This is a genomic window from Ruania halotolerans (genome assembly GCF_021049285.1).
GTDB lineage: Bacteria > Actinomycetota > Actinomycetes > Actinomycetales > Beutenbergiaceae > Ruania > Ruania halotolerans.
Map to the genome: position 1 here is coordinate 548,897 of NZ_CP088017.1, position 22,254 is coordinate 571,150.

Sequence of the window (22,254 nt, forward strand, 5' to 3'; positions counted from 1 at the left end):
CTCAGGCCGCCCGCAACCGGATCGCCATGTACGGCCTCGCCGGCAGGTCAACGCGGAACGTCCCCTCCTGGGGCGTGGGTAACGTCTGTACCGTCATGCCCCAGGTGTCGATGATGTCGACATGCCAGGAGGTGCCGGGGTCGGTGCGGAACGTGCGAAAGCGCGGCCGGTTGAAGCCCAGGTAGACGAGCACATGCTGGTCTGGCACGCCTGCGCGCGGAGCGTCCCAGTCTCCCGGGAGCGGTTCGACCGGCCCGGGCGCCTCCTCCAGTAGCTTCCGCAGGAAGCCGATCCGTTCAGGGCTCTGGCCTTTGAGGGTCCCGCCCTTGGACCACCACAGCACCTCATCGTCGGCAAGGTAGGTCTCACCATGGCCCACGTACCCACCGCGTACTGCCCCCTCCCAGGTGCGGCGCAGCATTTCCTCCGCGGTGAGGTTGCCCCACCCCTGGTCAATGTCTCCCTCGTAGCCGCACTCGTCGACGATGACCGGCTTGCCCCACCGCTCCCGCCAGTCGGTCACCATTTCCGCGGTCTTGTAGAGGTCGACCCGTTGCATGCTGGCATGGCTGACCCACGGGCGCGAATGGTCGTACACCTCCCAGCAGTTGTGCACCGAGAGCAGGTGCCCGACCGAATCTTCCTCGCCGATGATGGCGGCGAACCGCTCCCAGTCCTCGGGCGTCTTCGATTTCAAGAGGTCGTACTCATTGGCCAGCGACCACCAGACGTTGGGGAAGGCCGCCAGACGCGCGACGGCGTACCGTAGGTAGGCATCGTCCTGATCGCTGGTCATCGTCGCGAAGCCCCACCGATCGTAGGGGTGGAACAGGATGAGGTCCGCCTGCACGCCGATGTCGGCAAGGTCATCGATCCGTGCCTCCAGGTGCTGCCAGAAGGTCACGTCGAAGCGGTCGAAGGCGAACCCACCATCGCCGTCGCCTTCGAACGGAAAACGCTCCGGCTCGTCATGGTTGAACTGATACCACTTCGGGAAGACGCACATTCGCAACTTTGTGAACGGCGCCGCGCGCAGACTTGCCAACGTGGATTCCTGCAGGTGCTCGGGCTGGTGTGTCCACGCGTAGGCGGTGGTGCCGATCGGCAGGTGTGCTGCACCATCCGCGTGCGCGAGGTGGAACCCGGCCACGCGAACGGGGCCGTGATCGTTCGGTCTGGCCGGTCCGACATCGAACGTCCCCTCCTGGCCGTGCAGATCCGCCAGGTCGCTCACCGTGCGGAAGGAGTACGTGCCGGGGGTTAGGGGCAGATGGCGCAGGCGAAACATGCCATCACCGTCATAGAAGCCCGGGATCCGGATCGTGCGATCGGGGCCGGTCACCTCCGCGTGCAGAGCGACCGTGAAAGGGTGCTCCGGCGCCGCAGTGCGCAGGGTGATCTCGTGCCGGCGCATGGCGGTGGGGGCGGCGCCGACGGTATGGCCGCTCCGGTTCCGGGCGGTGGTGGAAGGATGGGACATGCGGGTCAACCTTTCACGGCACCGGCGAAGGCGCCTCGGATGAAGTAGCGCTGGAACATCAGGTAGACGATCAGCACGGGGACGATGGACATCAGCGTGAAGGCGTTGATCGGGCCGTAAGACGTGGTGAACTGCGATTGGAAACCTTGTACCGCGAGCGGCACTGTCCAGGACTCCTGCTGCTGCAGGACGACCAGTGCGATGCCGAATTCGTTCCACGTGGCGACGAAGTCGAGAATGAACAAGGCGGCGAGCGCCGGCCGGGCCAGCGGCAGGATGATCTGGAAGAACAGGCGGGCGTTCGATGCACCGTCCATCACGGCCGACTCGTCGAGCTCGGCGGGGATCTGCCGGAAGAAGCCATAGAGGATGAAAACCTGGTACGGCAGTCCGAAGCCGATGTAGGGCAGAATCAGCCCGAGTGGGTTGTTGAGCAGGTCCGTCGCAAGCATGATCTGAAAGAGCGGCGCGAGGGCGACCTGTACGGGCACCATGGCGCCGAAAGCGATGACCGCGAGCACCACCCCGCTGTACTGGAAGCGAATTCTGGCAAGTGCGAAGGCCGCCGAGGCCGAGACCAGAAGACCTAAAGGCACCTTGATCATCGATACCAACAGGCTGTTACCAGCCGAGCGCATCAGGCCACCGGTCTCCAGAGCCTCGAGATAGTTGCCCCAATCCGGGACCGAGGGCAGGGAGAAGAGTGAGGTACCAAGGATGTCGGCCTCATCCTTGAGCGAGGTGATCACCACGAAGCCGAGCGGCAGCACCCACAGGAGCGCGGCGATGAAGATGCCGACCCACCAGAGCACCGGTCCGGCGCCTTGCCGTCGGTGGGGACCTCGTGCGGCCGAAGCGGCTGCCCTTCTGACCGTTCTCGGGTGACGATCCGTTGACGTACTCATCAACGCTCCCTCCGGGCAGTCCAGAACATGTACGGCACCACGACCGCGGCGGTAAGAACGAGCAGCACGACGGCGACCGCGTTGCCGACGCCATACTGGTGGTTGGTGAAGGACTGCTGGTAGGACCACAGCGCGAGCACCTGGGTCTGCTGAGCCGGGCCGCCGCCCGTCATGCCGACGATCAGGTCGAAAACCTTGATCGAGCCGATGAACGTCAGGACCACGACGACGACCATCGTGGGGCGCAGGCTCGGCAGCGTGACGTTCCAGAACCGCTGCCACGCTCCGGCTCCGTCCAGCTCGGCCGCCTCGCTCAGCTCTGGCGGTACGGCCTGCAGCCCGGCGAGGAAGAGCACCATGTTCGTGCCGACCGCCTGCCACACGAACGCCACGAACACCGCGAAGAGGGCGATGTCAGCATTGCCGAGCCACTGGATTCCCTGCAGTCGTTCGAGTCCCAGTGCCTGGGCCAGGCCCTCACTGACGCCGTAGCGCGGGTTGTAGATCCAGCGCCACATGTTCGCGACAGCGATGGCCGCCAACACACCCGGGACGTAGAAGACCGTCCGGAACAGAGCCCGCCCGGGCAGCCGCCGGTCGAGCGCGACCGCTAGCGTCAGACTGATCGGCATCGGGATGACTAGGGAGAGGGCCACCCAGATCACGCTGTTGCCGAACGCCGTCCAGAACACGGCGTCCTGGGTGAACAGCCGGACGTAGTTGGCCAGGCCGACAAAGGTCTGCTCCGCACCCACGAAGCCAGACCACTCGAAGAAGCTGAGTCGGATCGACTCTGCCATCGGGAAGACGACGAAAGCGACGTAGGCAAGGAGGGCGGGCGCCAAGAACGGCAGCGCCGCTCGAAGGCGTGGCGCTCGCCGCCGTGGTCGGGTTTGGACGGTATGCATGGCAGGGACGGAGCTCACGGGGGGCCTCTCCTACGGCGGGCCAGGCTCAGGACTGCTGGTCGATGAACGACTGGAACTGCGGACCGGCGTCCGCGGCGGCGATGTCGCCCGACGCGACCGCGTTCAGGATCCGGAAGTACTCGGTCGTCTGTGCGAGCGTCAGATTCTGGTCATTGAAGGCGTACAGGCCTTCGGACGACTCGAAGATTTCGCCCCACGTCGCGTCGAGCGCAGTGCCACCTTCGGTGTCCAGCGGTACTTCGACGTTCACCGAGCGTGAGCCCGAGGCCTGGGACAGCGTGGTCTGGGAGTCGGTGCTCGTGAGGTGGTCCAGGAACGCCGCGGCCTCGTCCGGGTGCTCCGTCGTCGCGGAGACGTAGTTGTTGGAGGTGTCCCCGTAGAGCCGGTCCGTCCCGGTCGGGAACCGGAAGACGCCGAAGTCGTCGGGGTCCACGTTGTTGTTGACCAGCACCTGTGGGAACCAACTGCCCTCGATGACCATGGCAGCCTGCCCCGAGAAGAGCAGCTGGTTGGCCTGGGCATCGTCCAGGCTCGCCCAGTCGGCAATGAGGTAATCCTGCGACCAGGTCGAGAACTCCGAGAATGCCGTCTCGACGCACGACTCGTCGGCCCAGCTGGCCTCAGTGCGGACTAGCGCGTCGAATGTGTCGGCGCCGCACTCGGTCTCCAGGAGGTTGTCCAGCAGCCGCATGAGATGCCAGTTCACCGTGCCACCGAACTCGATGGCGTCGGTGCCGGAAGCCTTCAGGGCGTCCGCCGCGGCGAGCAGTTCCTCGTAGGTCTCCGGCGTTTCGGTGATCCCGGCATCGGCGAAGAGCTGCTTGTTGTAGTAGATCCCGGCCCCGGAATAACCGCTAGGAATGCCGTCGTATCCGCCGTACTGCGTGATCGAGGACATGCTCACGTCGTTGAAACGCGAGGCCCAACCGTACTCTTCGTAGTACTCCGCAAGGTCGAGGCTGCCTCCGTTGTTGACGAAGTCCCCACCGATGCCGGGGCCCGCCCACGACCAATAGATGTCGGGGGCGCCGCTGGTCCCGAGGGCCGTGCGCAACGCTTCCTTGTGACCATCGGTGGACCGTTCCTCGACCTGGATGGTGACGCCCGGGTTGTCAGCCTCGAACTGCTCGAGCACCTCGGCGAAAGCGGCACCGGTGGCCTCGTTTGTCTCGGACAGTCGCCAGTAGGTCAGCGTGGTGCCGGAGTCGTCGCTGCCACCCCCGGACCCGCATGCTGCTAGCGAGACCGTGAGCAGCGCGGCGGCGGCGGCGCCGCTGATCAGTGTCTTTCGTCGTGCGCGCATCTTTGCGCCTCCTACGTCGTTGTCGGGGACCGCGATCTGTGGCGGCATAGCGACATCATGTTATCGATAACCTATAGCTGTCAAGAACTTCTGCTCGAAGGATGAGGGCCCGGGCACCGCGTGGTGGTCCGGGTGAGTGAGTACACTGGCCGCGCGGTTCCAGGGGTGGGACCGTCGTCGCGAGGGAGCCCGTGACGGGTCGCGACGCCGCCGGGAGGTCAGCAGTGGGCGCAGCCGGGAAACCGCGGCGTCGGGCCCGTATGACCGACGTCGGGCGGGCCGCCGGGGTGTCAGCGCAGACTGTCTCGCGCTACTTCACCGGCCGGGGCTATGTCAGCGAGGCCGCGCGCGCGCGGATACAACGCGCCGTCGACGAGCTCGGGTACCGTCCTAATCGCTTGGCGCGCAACCTGCACCTACCCGGGTCGGACACCATCGGCGTGCTGACCTCGGGATCGCTGAACTTCGGGGCTGCGCAGACGCTCACGGGAATGTTCGCAGCCGCACACGAAGCTGATGTCTCGCTGATCGTGGCGCACCTGGACGCCGAGCAGACCCGGTCCGGGGATGCCGTTCGGCAGACGTTGGAGCGGATGCTCTCGATGCGCGTCGATGGTGTCATCGTCTCCGCGCGAGGTCAGGATGTGGAGGAGATCGTCGATATCCTCGCCGGGGACGTGCCGCATGTGATCGTCGGGGGTGCACGCAGGGCCGCGGGACACTACGCGGTCGCCGATTCTTTCGCCGCGGGCCGCGTCGCGACCGAGCACCTGCTCGGCCTCGGGCACCGCACCATCTGCTTCGTGACCGGCCCTGAAGGCGCCGATGAGTCCCGGGAACGTGAACTCGGATTCCGTGAGGCGCTCGCGGAGGCCGGGCTCCCTCCCGGCCGGAGGGTGGTCGGGGGGGACTGGACCTCGGCGGCTGGCCACCGGGCCGGGATCGAAGCCGATCTTGAGGGCGTCACTGCCGTCTTTACGGCCAACGATGAGCTCGCGCTGGGGTTCATGGCGGCGCGCCGCGACCGGGGCGAGCACGCTCCGGGTGACTACGCGATCGTGGGTATCGACGACATGCCCGAGGCCTCCTACTTCGCCCCGGCGCTGACGACCGTGCGCCTGGACTTCGAGGCACTCGGTCGTGGCGCCGTCGAGATGATCCGTCGTCAGGGGCAAGACCCGGGCGAGACGGGGCCGCTCGTGGTGCCACCCTCGCTCGTTGTGCGCAGGTCGACTGCGGCGCCATGACGGCCGTCGCTGGCAAGGGCATGAGCGGCCCGGGATTGGCCGACCCGATGTCTCTGTCGCCCCATGCAGGCACGGTCTCGACAGATGGCCGGCGTGGTCTCGATCATGTGCGGTCGCGCCCTCCCTGGAGGCCTCAGGCCTGCACTGCCACCTCAGGCGCTGCCACCACCAGCAGGATCACGCAGATCCCGGCCACCGCCATGCTCAACGTGAACGGCATCCGGCTACGCGGGCGCGCCCGGGCCACCAGGCCCGCGGTGGCTGCTAGTGCCACCGCGATTCCCGCCGCCAGCCACCCCACGGCTCCCGGCTGGCGTTCTGGTCCCAGGACAACCACGGCGGTTGCCGACACCAGCACGAGCGGGGCCAGCAGGCGCGAGGCCGCCGGCCCGATCCGGTGGGGGAGCCCGCGGACCCCCGTTCGGCGGTCGTCGTCCAGGTCCGGCAGCGTGTTCGCCACGTGCGCGCCGATGCCGAGCAACGCGGTCCCGAGGATTGCCCAGCCCGCGGTGGAGGCTGCGGGTGCAGAGGCGAGCACGACGAAGATGGGTAGCAGGCCGAATGACACGGCGTATGGCAACCACGAGAACACGGTGGACTTCAACACCACGTTGTAGCTCCAGGCGCTGGCCACGGCCGCGAGGTGCACACCGCCGGGCGCCCACCCTGTGGCAAGCGACAGTCCCACGCATGCCATCAGTGCCGCCAGGGCGCAGCGGCGCAGCGTCACCACCGAGACCGCACCAGAGACCGTGGGCTTGTCCGAGCGCGCACTCACCCGATCCCGGCCGGCGTCGATCCAGTCGTTCGACCAGCCCACCGAGAGCTGGCCCGCCAGCACCGCGAGCGTGATCAGCACTGCCGAACCGAGTGAGGCCCCGAATCCCACGGCGAAGGCGGCGGCGAGCACCGTGACCAGCACGACCGGGCCAGGGTGGCACGCGGCGAGCAGACCGGCGGCGCTGAACTGCCGCTGCCTCATCCGTCCTCCTCGGTTTGGCCGTTGCTGGCCGGGCGGGTACGAAACTTCCGTCCGGTCGAGCTGCCGTTGTGCGTGCTCGATCCCACGGTGTCACGATGTCACGATGGCGCACTTGGTGGCCGTCGGCCGCGCTCTTCCCGGCGATCCGTATCCGCAGCAGGACATTACGCAGGCCATCGGTGCACTGCTCACCGATGATCCTGCGCGGCTGAGCGCGCTGCACCGCTTGCACGCAGCGACCGGGGTCCGCACCCGGCACCTCGCTCTTCCACTCGATCGATACGGGACACTGTCCTCGTTCGGTGCGGCCAACGATGTGTTCATCATCGAGGGCACCAGGCTCGCGGAGGAGGCGTGCCGGGCGGCAATGGACTCTGCCGAGGTCAGCGCTTGCGAACTCGACGTGCTGGTGTCGACGTCGGTGACCGGCATCGCCGTGCCCTCCATCGATGTGGCGCTGGTCGGGGCACTCGGAATGAGCAACGACGTGCGGCGGATGCCCTCGTTCGGGCTGGGCTGCGCGGGCGGCGCTGCTGGACTCGCACAGCTGCACGACTACCTGCTCGGCCATCCTCGGCACGCCGGTCTGCTCGTCTCGGTGGAGCTGTGCTCACTCACGATCCAGCGCGGTGACGACTCGACGGCGAACCTGGTGGCGAGCGGTCTGTTCGGCGACGGCGCGGCAGCCGTCGTGATGGTCGGGGATCAGCACCCGCGGGCAGCAGAACTCACGGGCCTTGAGGTGGTAGGCAGCAGGAGCAGTCTCTACCCCGGCACCACCGACCAGCTGGGCTGGCATATCAGCGAGACGGGCTTCTCCATCATGCTCGCTCCGGGCCTGCCAGACGCCATCGCCGAGCATCTTGGCTGCGACGTCGACGCCTTGCTGGCCAGGTACTCGCTGACCCGCCGGGAGGTGGGCACGTGGGTGGTGCACGCCGGCGGCCCGCGAGTCTTCGACGCAGTCGCTGCCGCCCTCGATCTGCACGGCGCCGAGCTCGAACTGAGCAGGGAGTCTCTTGCCTCAGTGGGCAACCTCTCCTCGTCCTCGGTGCTGCACGTTCTCGCCGACACTCTCGACCGCGACCGGCCGGCCCCGGGGGGTTACGCCGTGCTGATCGCGTTCGGACCCGGCGTCAGTGCCGAACTGGTGCTGCTCCGCCGCCCGGAGCAACGATGAGCACCATGATGGCGATCTTCCTCGCAGTAGTTGCCGCCACGGCGATCGAGCGGTTGATCGAACTGGTCGTCTCCGCCCGGCACGCCCGGTGGGCGTTCGACCGCGGTGGCGTGGAATCCGGGCGGGGACACTTTCCAGCCATGGTCGCGCTGCATTCGGCGCTGCTGATCGGCGCTGTGGTGGAAGTCTGGATCGCAGATCGGCCCTTCCTCCCCGCACTCGGCTGGGCCGCGCTGGCGGCAGTGCTGGCCAGTCAGGCGTTGCGCTGGTGGTGCATCACCACCCTCGGCCCGCGGTGGAACACGAGGATCATCGTGGTGCCCGAACTGCCGCTGGTCACGCGGGGGCCGTACCGCTGGTTCCGTCACCCGAACTATGTGGCTGTGGTCCTCGAAGGACTCGCCCTCCCGCTCGTGCACACGGCCTGGATCACCGCCGCCGCCTTCACGATCCTCAATGCGGTCCTGCTCCTCGGTTTCCGGATACCGGCCGAAGAGCGCGCGCTGCTCCGCTCCGCGGCCCCAGCCCAGCCCACCAATTCTGAGAACGAGGGATTCACGACGCCTGCGGATGACGACTTGTGAGCGGAACCGACACGCGAACCGATGTGCTGGTCATGGGCGGCGGCCCGATCGGTCTGGCTGCCGCCATCGAAGCCCGGAATGCCGGCCTGGACGTGATCGTGGTCGAGCCCCGGAACGGGCCGATCGACAAGGCCTGCGGCGAAGGGCTGATGCCCGGTGCCTTGGCGGGACTGCACCGGCTGGGGATCGACCCGCCGGGTCAGCCGCTTGCCGGTATCAGCTATCGCGACGGCACCCGCGTGGTCGATCACCTATTCCGGGCAGGACCTGGCCGTGGCGTGCGGCGCACCACGCTGCACGCCGCCATGCACGACCGGGTCGCCGAACTCGGGGTGACTGTTCTGAGGTCGCGGATCGACAGCATCGAGCAGAGTGCCGACGGCGTCACTGCCGCCGGGATCTCCGCGCGATGGTTGCTGGCCTGTGACGGTCTGCACTCCACGGCTCGCCGGCTCTGCGGCCTGGAGGTTGCCCACAGGAGCCCCGATCGGCGCCGGTTCGGGTTGCGCCGGCACTTCCGGGTCGCTCCGTGGACCGATCTCGTTGAAGTGCACTGGGGCCGTGACGTGGAGGCATATGTGACACCGGTTGGCGAGAACGTCGTCGGGGTGGCACTGCTCGGCGCCCGGGGCATCGACTACGGCGCCAGGCTCGCCGAGTTCGGTGACCTCTGGGGCCGGCTGACCGGCGCGGAGCCACTCGGCCCGATCCGTGGGGCAGGTCCGTTGCGGCAAAGATCCCGACGGCGGGTGTCCGGCCGGGTCCGGCTGATCGGGGACGCGTCCGGCTACGTGGACGCGCTCACTGGCGAGGGCCTCAGCGTGGGTCTTGCGCAGGCCAGGGCGGCGGTGCACACCCTCGATGCGGGCCCACAGGCGTATGAACGGGCGTGGGCCCGGGCCACCCGGGACTACCGGGTGCTCACCAGCGGGCTCGTCCGCTGGGCCACCTCGCCGGCGCGGGCAGCGATCGTCCCGGTCGCAGCAGGCGTCCCTCCGCTCTATGGGGCCATCGTGGAACGGATCGCCCAGTAAGGCAGGCACGTCACCCGGACGTGCACATCGCTGGCCCCGAGGACCTGGCCAATCGGTCTGCCGCCTGCTCCGTCAATCAGACAACGCCGTCTGCGTTTCCCGGTGCGAATCGGCCAGCGGGAATTGAACATTTGGTCAAAATCAGGCGCCGTTTTGTGGACTTGGTCACGCCCGGCGCGACGTTCACGTGAGCGTACATTTGGCGCCCGCAGCGTGATCGCGCCGAATCGGCGCGCGAAGGGCCGGGGCGCGGTCCTGGAGACGAATTGGCAGCCTTGCCCCGATTGTCGACGCTCTGTTAAGGATTGCAGAGCTGTGCGCGGGAAAATGGGCCCTTCCGCGCTGAACGGTGCTGGGCGAGGGTCCGACATTGCATGTGAAAGGAACCAATCGTGCTGAGCGCGACCAACCCATTGCCACGCAGCGTCCGAAGGGCGTTGGCGGGTTTCCTCGCCCTCCTCCTCACTGCCGGGGCGGTGCTCGCCGGCACGCTACCGGCCGGCGCGGATCCGGGCGACCCGCAGTATCTCTCCGTGGACAAGCGGGTCAGCTCCGAGTCGATCTCGGTGGACGAGCCGTTCACGTACACCATCGTGGTCGACTGCTCCGAGGCGACCTGCCTTGAGGCGCATCTGCAGGACCAGTTCCCGCCGGAGCTCGAGGGCTATGCGCTGCAGAACCTGTCCATCACTCCCTCGGCCACCGACGTCCCGCGTGAGGTCACGTGGACGGTTGACGGCGTCGAGACCGCGCAGCCCAGCGTGGTCACCGCCGACACTGTGCTCGATGTCAGCTTCCAAGAGCCCGGCACCAACCCGGAAGGGACCGGACTGGAGTTCGGCACCCGGGTGACTGTCAGCATCACTCTGCAGGCCCCGGAGAAGAACCCCGGCAGCTATGAGTTCACCAACACCGCGACCACGGAAGCGTCCAACTCCAACCCGGACTCCTCCGAGGCCACCACGACCCTGATCGTCCCCTCCGTGCTCGACGTCGACGTCAGCAAGGACTGGGCGCCCGCCGAGGAGGCCTTCGCGCCCGGTGCGGAGTCCGTGATCAGTCTCGGCGTGACGAACACCTCCAACGGGCCGGTGGAGACGCTCACCATCCAGGAGCCGCAGATCGCCGAGGACGGCGCCACGTCGCTCGACGCGAGCAACCCGTTCACCCTCACCGACCTGTCCGACTTCTCGGCGACCATGCCCTCCGGTGCCGAGCAGGCGCAGGTGGACGTCTACCTGCTGCAGTCGGACGGCAGCTATGGCTGGGAGCAGGGCACCCCGGATGCCACCCCGGCCCTCCCGGTCGGCGTCGACCCCGGAGACATCGCCGGTATCCGTATCACCTACACCGGTGCAGCCATAGAACGGCAGGCGAGCTCCGCCGTCGAACTCGGCCTGGCACTGCGCGAGACCCACCGGGACACCGATGAGGACCTCTCCCTTGCCACGCACACGGTCGAGAACACGACCGTCGGCAGCGCCGCCGTCGCCGACCGCGACCCGGCCACCGCCACCGCCGACGCCACCTACACCGTGACCCCGCCGGCGCTCGGCGTGGAGACCAGCAAGTCCATCACCCCGGGTCGGATCGCTGCCGGCGACAGCGCCGAGGCTACTCTCACCGGCACGAACGCCTCCGACGTACCGGTCGCCGAACTGTGCCTGGCCGACCTCGACTACTTCACTGCCGATCTCACCTTCGACGGATTCACCGCCGCTCCCAGCTGGCCGGCAGGCGCCACCACCGCCGAGGTGGTCTACTACCCGCTGGACGGCTCAGACCCCGTCACGGTCGCGTTTGCCGACGGCGAGACCCCAGCCGACCCGGCCACGGCGATCTCCGGTTTCGAACTGGTATTCACCGCAGACGCCCCCGGGATCGAGACGGGCGCGAGCACGAGCGCCGACTTCACCATCGGCTCCACCGAGGCCGCCGTGGCCACCGGTCAGACGCTGCCCACCACGAACACCGTGGATGCCGCCATCACCACCTTCAATGAGCGCACCGCCGAGGCCACTGACGACGCCGACCTGATCCTGGTGGCGCCCGCCGTGGAGGTCGAGCTCACCAAGACGATCCGCCCGGCGGCCACTGTGGCACCCGGTGAGGACGTCGTCACCGAACTGCGCTCGAACCTGACCACCACCTCGGACTACATCACGGCCACCCAGATCGTGGTGGAGGACTCCTTCACCGATGACGGCGGGTTCTGGGACGCCTTCAATGTCAGCTCAATGGCGCCCACCCAGGTGCCGAGCAACACCGACTTGACCGTCGAGGTGCAGTTGCCGGACGGCAGCTGGACCTCCGTGGCCGTCTTTGACGCCCAGGCCGGTCCGTTCCTCGCCTCGCTCACCGCCGCCGAGATCGCCGCGGAACTCCCCGGCGGTGTGACCGCCGAGGACCTCACCGGCATCCGGTTCACCTTCGACAACGCCGACGGCTTCGCCGCCGACACGACGGTGACCCCCTACGTGGTCTCCACGGCCCGCGAGGAGTTGCGTTCCGGTGGAGCGATCACCGAGGACGGTAGGGAGGTGGAGAACCTCGCCAGCACCACCGGCACCGGTGAGACCGAGGCAGGGACCCCGCTCACCGACACCGAGACGGACGTCGACTCGGCCACTGTGGCCCCGGACCCGGGTGGTCCGGGACCGGGCGTTGGCATCGACAAGCGCTGGGACCGGGCCACTATCCCGGCCCAGACCGATCAGCAGGCCGGCACCACCCTCGCCTGGCGGGTCTCGCCGGGCTACGAGGACGTCGTCATCAGCGATCCCGCAACCCCGGTCCCGGGCGATGTCGCCGAGACCGTGTATGACGCGTTCGACCTGGTGCAGCTCGACCCGATTGCCGGTGACGACGAGCCGTACAGCAACGGGTGGTTCCTGACATACGACACGATCGCCGCCGTCGAGCTCTACGACGGCACCAGCTGGCAAACGGTCACCGAACCGGCTGAGGGCTGGCAGTCCAACGGCGCCTTCGTGGGCTACACCCTCACGGCCGATCAGCAGGCCACCACGGTGGCGATGCGGATCACCCTGGAGGAGAATACCGCCGCCCGCGAGGCCGCGGCCACCTCCGGTGACGCCTACGATCCGTATGCCCCGGCCCCGGGCACCGGCGTGGCCACCAGCAGCGCCGACCGTTCCTTCGACCTGACCTGGCAGCTGCGGGACACGCTCCGCTCCGACGACGGCTCCTGGGTGACTGACGACGCCGTCTACAACACGGGTGAGGCCGGCGTGGTGAACAACACCACCAGCGTGACTGGCACACCGATCGGCGGCGGCGACCCCGCCACCGACACCGATGACGCGGTGATCACCATCACCACCACCCCGCCCGGGGTGCAGGTGAACAAGAGCGTGGACCCGACCAGCGAGCTCTACGTGCCGATGGAAGGCACGGTCGAGCCTGGTGACTACCCGACGGCGACGTTCACCCTCACCGCCCGCAACGACTCCGTAACGCCCGCCTCCTACGTGCGGATGATGGACCCACCGGCATGCACCGACGCCGAGGACATCTCCGTCTGCCAGAGTGCCGGGACCGAAGCCGGCGCCCTTGAGGATCCGTTCACCGCAGACATCGACTGGTTGCGGGAGGGGAGCCCGTTCGACCGGTTCGACCTCACCGGTCTGACCATCTCCGCGAGCATCGCGGACCAGGTGGATCTCGGGGAGAGCATCGTCTGGTTGCTGCATGAGGACGGTGGTGCGTACAGCACCTCGCAGCTGACTGCGGACGAAGCGAACGCGCTCAGCGCAGACGATCTGGCAGATGTGGTCGGCATCAGCGTGACCTACACGGGTTCGGACCTGGCGACGATCACCTCCGATAACGCCCTGACCGTGGAGCTCGGCACTCAGCTGCGCCCCACCCTGCGGTCAACGGGTGAGGCGCAGGTGCTCGCCGCCAACGACCACCAGCAGGTTCCGAACCGGGTGTTCGCCCAGTCCTACGACCCGTTGATGAATGACGGCGCACTCACCGGTGCGAACGCCAGCGCGGCCGTGGGCATCACCGGCGGGGACATCAACGTGAGCCCGGCCAAGTCCGTCTCGCCGGACGCACTCACCGAGCCCACCCGGAACGAGGAGATCACGGTCACCCTGGGTGCCGATCAGGGCACCGATCCGGTGAGCACACTCGCCCCGGCCGAGGTGCGGCTGACCGACGACGTGACCGGCTCGCCCGACTTCTGGAACACCTTCGATCTGACTGGACTCGGTGAGATCACCGCACCGGAGGGCGCGGACCAGGTGCGCATCGACCTGTACGGGCCGTTCGGCACCGACGGTGAACTCGCCTGGACCACCAGCGAGTTCACCAGCATCGACGCCGCCGCGCTGCCGGATGTGGACCTCGCCCAGGTGCAAGGCGTCCAGTTCGCCTTCTCGCGCGCCGACGGGGAGTTCTTCTCCGACGAGGTGCCGGCGCCGGGCTGGTCGGCCGACGCGGCCATCACCGTGCAACTGCGGGACACCTACCGCGACTCCGGTGAACCCGTACTCCTTGAGGGCGAGGTGACCAACACCGTCACCGTGATCAGTGATCGACTGAACGGGGAGAGCTCGGAGGCCAAGGCGACGGCCGCCGTCATCAGCCTGAGTGAGGGGACCGCCGAACTCGAGGTGAACAAGCTCGCCAACGACGGTAACCGCACGGCGACTGTGGGCGATCTGGTGCCATGGGATCTGACGCTGCACAACTCCGGCAGCGGCTATCTGGACCTGACCCACGTGCGGGATGTTCTCCCGGTGCATCTCGCCTACCTCGGTGATGACCCGGAGTACACCGCCGACGCCGACGGTTCGCTCAGCGACGACGTCACCCTCACCCAGGACGGCCAGGACCTGGTCTTCACCTGGCCCGAGGGCGAGAACCGGATGCTGCCGGGGGAGACGTTCACCATCCGGGTACTCCTGGAGCTGCAGCCAGGCCTGAGTGAGGGCGAACGGGCCACGAACACGATGATCGCGCACACGGTACAGACCCTGGAGCGGTGCGAGAACGTGAACTCCGGCGGTTCCACCACCGGCGACTGGGCGGAGGATGCCACCACCTGTGGCGCCACCGACTACGTTCAGCCGGCGCAGGGGACCAACCTGTACACCGTCAAGGGAGTACGGGGCGCGCTCGAGGGAGCCCACCACAGCTCCTCGGTGGACCGCCTCTGCACGCCGACCCTGACGGCCACCGGTGGTGACTACTACCGGGCGCCGTGCGCGGCGAACAGCGTGATCGGCGGCACGGACGACTGGGTGCTGCGCACAGTGAATGCCGGTACCACGGACATCACCGAGATGGTCGTCTTCGACCAGCTGCCGGTGCCCGGGGACAGTTCACTGGTGGCCGGGACCGACCGCGGCTCGGTGTACCGGCCGCAGTTGCTCGAGGACCTCCTGGTGACTGCACCTGAAGGGACCGAGACGGTCATCGAGGTGACCACCAGTGACGACGTGTGCGTCGGCACCTGGTCCGAGGTCACCACGACTGACCCGTGCACCGCCAACGGTGAAGAGTGGACCGAGTTGACCGAAGGCACCGACCTCTCCCAGGTCAGCGGACTGCGGATCTGGCTGGACTTCAGCGCCACGGCCGATGGTGCGCTCGTCCCCGGCCAGGGCGTGGACGTGACCTACTCCAGCGAGAACCTCCCGGCCAGCGATGCTGACGCATCGGGTGCCCCGGTGGATGTGCCCGTATCCGACACCTACGCCTGGAATCAGTTCGGTGTGAAGTACCAGGTGGCAGGGGAGAGCCGTTACGAGCGGCTCGCTCCGTCCAACGTGGGCGTGCATCTGCGGACCGGCTCATTGGAGGTACTCAAGGACGTGACCGGCCCAGCCGCCGGCTATGCCGCGCAGGAGTTCCTCGCCGATCTGGTCTGCACGGTCGAGGGAGTCGAGCTGAACATGGACGAGTACGCCACGTTCACCCTGGTCGACGGCGAGTCCGTGCGGGTGGACGGGATCCCGCTGGGATCGGAGTGCACCGTGACCGAACAGGGTGACGTGGGCGAGTTCGGTGAGACCAGCCGTGACCCGGGTTCAGTCACACTCGACATCACCGAGGTGACCGGTACGGAGGGCGAGGTTCCCGCCGCTCAGCTGGCGCAGCTGGGCAACGACTACCAGTTCGCCGGCCTCAGCGTGACCAAACAGGTGGACACCGAGGCCACTACCGGTGAGCTCGGGCCGTTCGACTTCACCCTGACCTGCACCACGGCGTTGGGTGCTCCCGTTACCTTCGGTGACGACGAGAACGAGCTGACCTTCACCCTCGCCGACGGCGACACATACGTGGCGCCGGAGAACACCATCCCGGTCGGGGCCGAGTGCCTGCTCACCGAGACCGACGCCGCCCAGGATGAGGTGGTGATCGTGGGCACCAATGTCACCGACAACGGCGACGGTTCAGCCACCATTGCGGTGGACACCACCGGTGCCGAGGTGCAGGTGACCAACGGATACGACGCCGGTGTGCTCACCGTGGCCAAGGTGGCCGACGGTGCGGGAGCCGAGATGTACGGCGCCGGGCCGTTCGGCTTCGACGCGGTCTGCACCTACGACGGGCAGAGCTTGCTGGAGGAATCCTTCGAGCTGGCAGCCGGTGCGGAGCGCTCGTTCGGCACGTTCCCGGCCGGCACCGAGTGCATCGTGACCGAGACCGCTACCGGTGGGGCGAACGCCACGGCGCTCGAGCCTGCCGACGGCGTGGTCACCATTGTGGGGCCGGAGTCCGAGGAGGAGAACGTGGGCACCGTGGGCGTGAGCGCCACGAACACGTTCGAACTCGGTGAACTCGCCATTGAGAAGGTGGTGGACGGACCGGGTGCTGAGCTCTACGGTGCGGGCCCGTTCACCGCGCAGGCCGTGTGCACCTGGGACCGTGACGGTGAGACTGTGACGGTGGACCTGCCGAACGAGGGCCTGGTGCAGCTCAGCGCCGCCAACGGTTACGCCTCCACCGTGGGCGATCTCCCGGTCGGTGCCAGCTGTGTGGTCACCGAGGTGGCCGACGGCGGAGCCACCGCTACGCAGATCGTCCCGGCTGATGGTGTGGTCACCGTGGGTGACGAGCCCGCAGTCGTCACGCTGACCAACACCTTCGAGGTCACGTCATTGACGGTGACCAAGCAGATCGAGGGTGAGGCGGACGCGGAGGCGAGGTTCGCCGTCGGGCTGGTGTGCACGTGGATGGCCGATGGTGAGCAGCGTGAGGTGAACATCCCTGGAGGTGCGGTGCGTGAGCTCGTGGCGCCGGACCAGTTGACGGTGACCTTCGAGGACCTGCCAATCGACGCCGACTGTGTGCTGACCGAGTCCGAGACCGGTGGTGCGGATTCGACCGCGATCACCGTGACCAGCGCTGGTGAGGAGGTCACCACTGAGGGCACCTCGGCGGAGTTGACCGCGCTCGCAGATGCGGGCGCGGCGGCGACCGTGACGAACGTGTTCGACCCGGCGCCGGACACCGATCCAGGTGACAGTGACGATCTGCCGGGCACCGGCACCACTGTGTTGTGGCTGGTGGGCGCTGCTGTGCTGCTGCTCCTGATCGGTGGCCTCCTGCTGATGCTGCGCCGCCGACGAAACGCCTGATCCGCACTCTCCCCCGAGCCGGACCAGGAGTTGCACCTGTGCGGGTGTAACCGATGAGGCGTGCCCCACCCTTCCCGGGTGGGGCACGCCTCTGCCGTTGCTGGGCACGTGCGTCATTCCCTTCCCGGACCATGACGGCGTTCGAGCCCACGGCCAAGACAGCGCACCCTCAGGGCTGACCAGTCATGAGCGTCGCGTTTCGCGGATCCTCATGAAGCATAGTGAAAGTTAGTTTCATGATGTTGACACTGCTGTGGAACAGTCACTAACGTCGTGGCTACAGTGGCAGAGGCGCCACGAGGCCAGAGAAAGAGGAATGACTCATGCGGGAGCGAACCCGACGGGTGTCCGGATCGAGGAGAGCGGCAGGAGCAGGGGTGATCCTTGCCCTCATGGGCTCCCTGCTCACGGCTGTGGCTGCGCCCGCGTTCGCCGCCGACCCGACCTCGGTGGAGTCCTATGCGCTCGAAGGGACAGTCAACCTCGCCCCGGAGGGCCTCGTGACGGTGAGCAGCTCCCAGGGCGGGGCCTCGCCGGACGTCCTCAACGACGGCGCCTCGGGCCACCCGGAACTGGGTGTCTGGGTCGCCGACGACACCGGCGTCGACGCCGGTGGATGGGTCCAGATCGACCTGCCGCGCGAGTCCGAGCTCTCCCGCGTCGTCGTCTTCCCGCGGGGCGACCCAGGGTTCTACGGCGTCTACTACCCGATCGACTTCACCGTCAGCGTGCTCGACGCCGAAGGTGAGACCGTCGCTGAGCAGCGCGTCGTCCACGATGACAGCCCGGAGGCGGTCGTCACCGAGCCCGACGTCGTCGACTTCGACGAGCCGGTCACCGGTGTCGCGGTCCGTATCGATGTGACGACCAGGCAGTCCCGGGAGGGCGGGATCCTGCAGTTCTCCGAGATCGCCGCCTTCGGCGTCGCACAGGAAGGGCCCGACTACCAGCCGGCGGGCACCGACAACCTCTCGGTGACCTCCTCGGTGATCGCCTCCTCCAGCTATGAGCAGCCGGGGGAGTCCTGGGCGGCACGCTTCGCCATCGACGGTGACACCGGCCGGACCAGCGGGTGGAGCACCGACCCCTACGCGCGCGTCCAGGACCCGAGCACCAGCGCCAGCCTGCAGCTGCAGTTGCAGTGCGAGTCGGATCTGTCCCGCGTGGTCGTCTTCCCCCGGGAGAAGTCCTTCCCCCGCGACTACCGCATCGAGATCTCCGACGATGCCTCCACCTGGACGACCGTGGCCGAGAGCCTGGAGAACGCGCCGGACGAGTCCGAGCCGCAGGTCTTCGATCTGGCGGAGGAGCCCTCGGCCCGCTACGTGCGGCTGTTCGTGGACACCCGCAACGGCCCCGCCGGCGTGGACGGCTACCTCGTCCAGCTCGCCGAGATCGCCGTCTACGGCCAGGGCGCGAGCTGCGTGAACCAGGTCAAGCCGGCGCTGCTGCTGGAGCCGGGAACGAGCGACGACACCTGGTTCGCCGACACCACCGAGGACGCGGTGTACGAGGTCTCCTCCTCGGCGCCGGAGGTCGCCACGGTCGCTGCCGATGGCACGATCACCGCGGTCGCGCCGGGGCAGGCGACTATCACGCTGGTGGCCGGTGAGGCCACGCTGACCGTGCCGGTCGAAGTCGCAGCCGACGTCGAACGCATCGGCGACGACTTCGCCATCACCGTCTTCTGGGCGCCGCTACCCGAGTACGTCAACGACGAGCAGTACGACTACCTGGCCGAGGCCGGGATCGACATCGTGCAGGCCTCGCAGCTGACCGCCACCCGGGAGGTCAACCTGGAGATGGCTCGCCTCTCGCACGAGCGGGGGATGCAGACCATCGTCCAGGACCAGGCCGCCACCGGATCGTTCACCACCTGGTCGGAGCAGGAGGCGGGGGAGTGGGCGCAGAGCTACACCAACGTGCCCGGTGTGGGTGGCTTCTACCTCATCGACGAACCGGCGGACGCGACGCAATACGCCACCGCGTTCAATGGGATCCGCGATGCGGCACCCGAGTACTACCCCCACCTCAACTTCTTTCCCTACGGCTACTACGGCGGCGCCGATCAGAGTGACGCCGCGATGCGGGCGTGGCTCGATGCCACCGCGCCGCACGCGATCGACGAGCCGGACTACCTGATGTACGACCTCTATCCCTTCCTGATCGAGGGAACGAACTTCGAGGGCCTGTTCACCAACCTCGACACCGTGCGCGAGGTGGGCCTCGAGTACGACATCAAGACCGCCATGTACCTGCAGAGCGTCGGAATTCCGGGCGCCTACCGGCGCACCAATCCCACCGAGATCACCTACGAGGCGAACCTCGCCATGGCGTACGGGTACAAGCAACTGTCCTACTTCACCTGGTGGACGCCGACCGACCGAGGAGAGCCGTTCACCGACGCGATCATGACCGCGGACGGGCAGCCGACCGACCTGTATGCGCCGGTCCAGGAGCTGAACGCGCAGATCCATGCCCTCGGCCCGACACTGATGCGGTTGGACGCCCTGGAGGTGTACCTGGCGGGGAACACCCACGGCCAGCGGCCCGTGCCGGAGGACTTCTTCGTCCAGCCACAGAGCGAGGGTGACATGGTGCTCTCGCACATGGTCGACCGCACGAACGGCGACGACTACCTCTTCGTGGTCAACAACAGCTTCACCGAGAGCCACGCGGCGGAACTCGCATTCACGGACCCGCAGACGCGACTGCAGGAGGTGAGCAGGATCGACGGCTCGCTGGGCGCGAGGGTCACCCTCGCTCCCGATGCCGATGCTCCGGCCGTGCTGGAGCGTGACCTGCAGCCCGGGGAAGGGGTGCTCTTCCGGATCGCCAGTGACGACCCCGTCGATCCGGTCGACCCCACCGATCCGCCGACCGAGGAGCCCACTGATCCCCCGGCCGAGGACCCGACCGCCGTGCCCACCGACCCGCCGGGCGAGGAGGACACCCCCGGCGGCGTCGCGGGCGACGGGCCGAACGGCGAGCTGCCGGCCACGGGTGCTGACGATTCGTGGAGCCTGGTCGCTCTTGCCGCGATGGTCATGGCCGGTGGCGTGCTGCTGGTCCGCCGGGAGCAGGTTTTCCGCCGAGCCGGGTGACTGCGTCGCGAGCCCGGCCGGCGAGCTCCTGCGAGCGTTCCTGGTCATGCCAGGAGACGAGGAGGTACAGCAGGTCGGCGGCGAAGACCTGAGTGTGGGATGCGGTCAACTGCCCCAGGTCCCGGTAGTCGTCCGGTGGTGCGGTGCGGATGAGCAGATCGGCCAGTTCAGCCAGGGGCGAGCGGTGATCGCTGGTGATCGCGATCGTCGCCGCACCGGCGTCGCGAGCCATGGTGAGCATCTCGATCGTCTCCGACGTCGCGCCCGAGTTGGAGACCCCGACGGCCACATCCGAGTTCTCCAGGCAGGCGGCGCTCATCACGCCCATGTGAAGGTCCGACCATCCGCGGGCGTTGATGCCGACCTGGTAGAGGCGCTCCACGAGCCCGCCGGCCACCGACCCTGACCCGCCGACTCCGTAGACATCTACCCGCGAGCTCTCGGCGATCAGCCGCGCGGCCTCGCGAACCTGGTGCAGATCGGTGAGGTCCGCCGAGGCCTGTAGTGCCTGGACGTGTGTCGACAGGAACGTCCGTAGGAGCTCGTGATCATCCATATCCGGATGGACCATCGCGCCGGGCTCGCCGGCGAGCCCGTCCTGTGCGACCGAACGCCCGACGTCGGCCGCGGCTCCGACCCGCAGTTGCAGGTAGCCACCGTAGCCGAGGACCTTGCAGAACCGGCTCAAGGTGGGTGGCGAGACCCCGGCGCGCGCGGCCAGGCCCGCACTGGAAAGATTGATCGGTAGCTCCGGGTTCTCGAGCAGTAATGTGGCGAGGCTGGCCATGCCGCGGGTCAGGCGCGGTCTGGCGGCCTGCAGACGTGCTCGTAGTCCGAAATCGGCCGGAAAGGCCGAAGCGTCGTCACCCGAATCCCTTGGAAGCCCCATTCTCCGGAGTCTCGCACCCCTGAAATGAATTTTCAAGATCTCTGGCGTGCGTACGATGTGACCATGGCCGATGACGCCGTCGAGCTGACCGTCGGAGACCGCACGATCAGGATCTCCCACCCGGACCGGGTGATGTTCCCCGCCCGGGGTGAGACCAAACTCGACCTTGCCCACTACTACGCCGCGGTTGGCGAGGGCATTACCCGGGCGCTCCGGGAGCGGCCGTGCATGTTGCACCGGTTCCCCACCGGGGTGACCGGCGAGAAGGTGCACCAGAAGCGGCTGCCGCGAGGGGCGCCGTCGTGGGTGGAGACCGTGGAGGTGTACTTCCCCCGTTACAAGCGCACCGCCGACGAACTGTGCGTGACCGAGCCGGCGAGCGTGGTCTGGGCCGTGCAGATGGGCACGGTGGAGTTCCACCCCTGGAACTCCCGCCGCGGCCACGTCGAGGAGCCCGACGAGTGGCGCATCGACCTCGACCCGATGCCGGACTGCCCGTTCGATCGGGTGCGGCGGGTGGCTGGGGTGGCTCAGGAGATCCTCGATGAGCTCGGTATCACCGGCTATCCGAAGACTTCCGGCGGGTCCGGCCTGCACATCTATGTGCGGATCGAGCCCCGGTGGGGTTTTGACGAGGTGCGGACGGCGGCCCTCGCCTTCGCGCGCGAGGTCGCCCACCGTGCACCGAAGGATGTGACGACCGAGTGGTGGCGCAAGGACAGGGACCCGGCCGCCGTCTTCGTGGATTTCAACCAGAATGCGCGCGATCACACGATCGCGGCCGCGTACTCGGTGCGTGGGAACCCTGAAGCGACGGTGTCCACGCCGATCAGTTGGGAGGAGATCGCGGATGTCGAACCCCGCGAGCTGACCATCGCCACGGTGCCGGACCGGTTCGCCCACCTCGGGGACCTGCATGCCGGCATCGACGAGGTCGCCCACTCGATCGAACAGTTGCTGGAGTGGGCCGCGCGCGACGAGGAGTCCTGACACACGCCCGT

General features: G+C 67.8%; 13 protein-coding genes. 7 read left to right on the plus strand and 6 right to left on the minus strand.

Features of this window, described 5'->3' with window-relative positions; genetic code table 11:
• Window position 1 precedes the first annotated feature (1 nt).
• The 4 genes from LQF10_RS02360 to LQF10_RS02375 form a co-directional block, all read right to left on the minus strand.
• Window positions 2–1,480, minus strand: a complete 1,479-nt coding sequence (locus LQF10_RS02360; RefSeq protein ID WP_231065904.1) for a DUF5605 domain-containing protein — start codon at window positions 1,478–1,480, stop codon at window positions 2–4.
• A gap of 5 nt (window positions 1,481–1,485) precedes the next feature.
• Window positions 1,486–2,292, minus strand: coding sequence for a carbohydrate ABC transporter permease (locus LQF10_RS02365; RefSeq protein WP_231065905.1), 807 nt, complete (start codon window positions 2,290–2,292; stop codon window positions 1,486–1,488).
• Window positions 2,293–2,384: 92 nt separating this feature from the next.
• Window positions 2,385–3,311, minus strand: coding sequence for a carbohydrate ABC transporter permease (locus LQF10_RS02370; RefSeq protein WP_231065906.1), 927 nt, complete (start codon window positions 3,309–3,311; stop codon window positions 2,385–2,387).
• Window positions 3,312–3,339: 28 nt separating this feature from the next.
• Entirely contained in the window at window positions 3,340–4,617 is a 1,278-nt protein-coding gene (locus tag LQF10_RS02375; RefSeq protein WP_231065907.1) for an ABC transporter substrate-binding protein, read from the minus strand.
• Window positions 4,618–4,877: 260 nt separating this feature from the next.
• Between LQF10_RS02375 and LQF10_RS02380 the strand changes: the two genes are divergently transcribed.
• Window positions 4,878–5,864, plus strand: coding sequence for a LacI family DNA-binding transcriptional regulator (locus LQF10_RS02380; protein ID WP_231065908.1), 987 nt, complete (start codon window positions 4,878–4,880; stop codon window positions 5,862–5,864).
• A 133-nt stretch (window positions 5,865–5,997) separates the two neighbouring features.
• On the opposite strand, the gene LQF10_RS02385 is transcribed toward LQF10_RS02380, so the two are convergent.
• Window positions 5,998–6,846, minus strand: coding sequence for a UbiA family prenyltransferase (locus LQF10_RS02385; protein WP_231065909.1), 849 nt, complete (start codon window positions 6,844–6,846; stop codon window positions 5,998–6,000).
• A gap of 103 nt (window positions 6,847–6,949) precedes the next feature.
• On the opposite strand from LQF10_RS02385, the gene LQF10_RS02390 reads away from it, so the two are divergent.
• From LQF10_RS02390 to LQF10_RS02415, 5 genes are all read left to right on the plus strand, one after another.
• Window positions 6,950–8,026 (plus strand): type III polyketide synthase, encoded by a 1,077-nt coding sequence (locus LQF10_RS02390; RefSeq protein ID WP_231065910.1) that lies wholly within the window; start codon window positions 6,950–6,952, stop codon window positions 8,024–8,026.
• A 5-nt stretch (window positions 8,027–8,031) separates the two neighbouring features.
• Complete coding sequence (locus tag LQF10_RS02395; RefSeq protein ID WP_231067228.1) at window positions 8,032–8,610, plus strand: isoprenylcysteine carboxyl methyltransferase family protein; 579 nt, start codon at window positions 8,032–8,034, stop codon at window positions 8,608–8,610.
• Entirely contained in the window at window positions 8,607–9,644 is a 1,038-nt protein-coding gene (locus tag LQF10_RS02400) for an NAD(P)/FAD-dependent oxidoreductase (RefSeq protein WP_290371131.1), read from the plus strand. The genes LQF10_RS02395 and LQF10_RS02400 overlap by 4 nt, the downstream gene beginning before the upstream one ends.
• A 392-nt stretch (window positions 9,645–10,036) precedes the next feature.
• Window positions 10,037–17,260: a DUF5979 domain-containing protein gene (locus LQF10_RS19345; RefSeq protein WP_290371132.1), complete on the plus strand. Its 7,224-nt coding sequence runs from the start codon at window positions 10,037–10,039 to the stop codon at window positions 17,258–17,260.
• Window positions 17,261–17,583: 323 nt separating this feature from the next.
• Window positions 17,584–20,364, plus strand: a complete 2,781-nt coding sequence (locus LQF10_RS02415; RefSeq protein ID WP_231065911.1) for a discoidin domain-containing protein — start codon at window positions 17,584–17,586, stop codon at window positions 20,362–20,364.
• Here LQF10_RS02415 and LQF10_RS02420 read toward each other — a convergent pair.
• On the minus strand, window positions 20,306–21,253 hold the full coding sequence (locus LQF10_RS02420) for a MurR/RpiR family transcriptional regulator (protein WP_231065912.1): 948 nt from the start codon (window positions 21,251–21,253) through the stop codon (window positions 20,306–20,308). The genes LQF10_RS02415 and LQF10_RS02420 overlap by 59 nt on opposite strands.
• A gap of 63 nt (window positions 21,254–21,316) precedes the next feature.
• Here LQF10_RS02420 and ligD point away from each other — a divergent pair, with 63 nt between their 5' ends.
• Window positions 21,317–22,243: a non-homologous end-joining DNA ligase gene (gene ligD, locus LQF10_RS02425; protein WP_231065913.1), complete on the plus strand. Its 927-nt coding sequence runs from the start codon at window positions 21,317–21,319 to the stop codon at window positions 22,241–22,243.
• Window positions 22,244–22,254 lie beyond the last annotated feature (11 nt).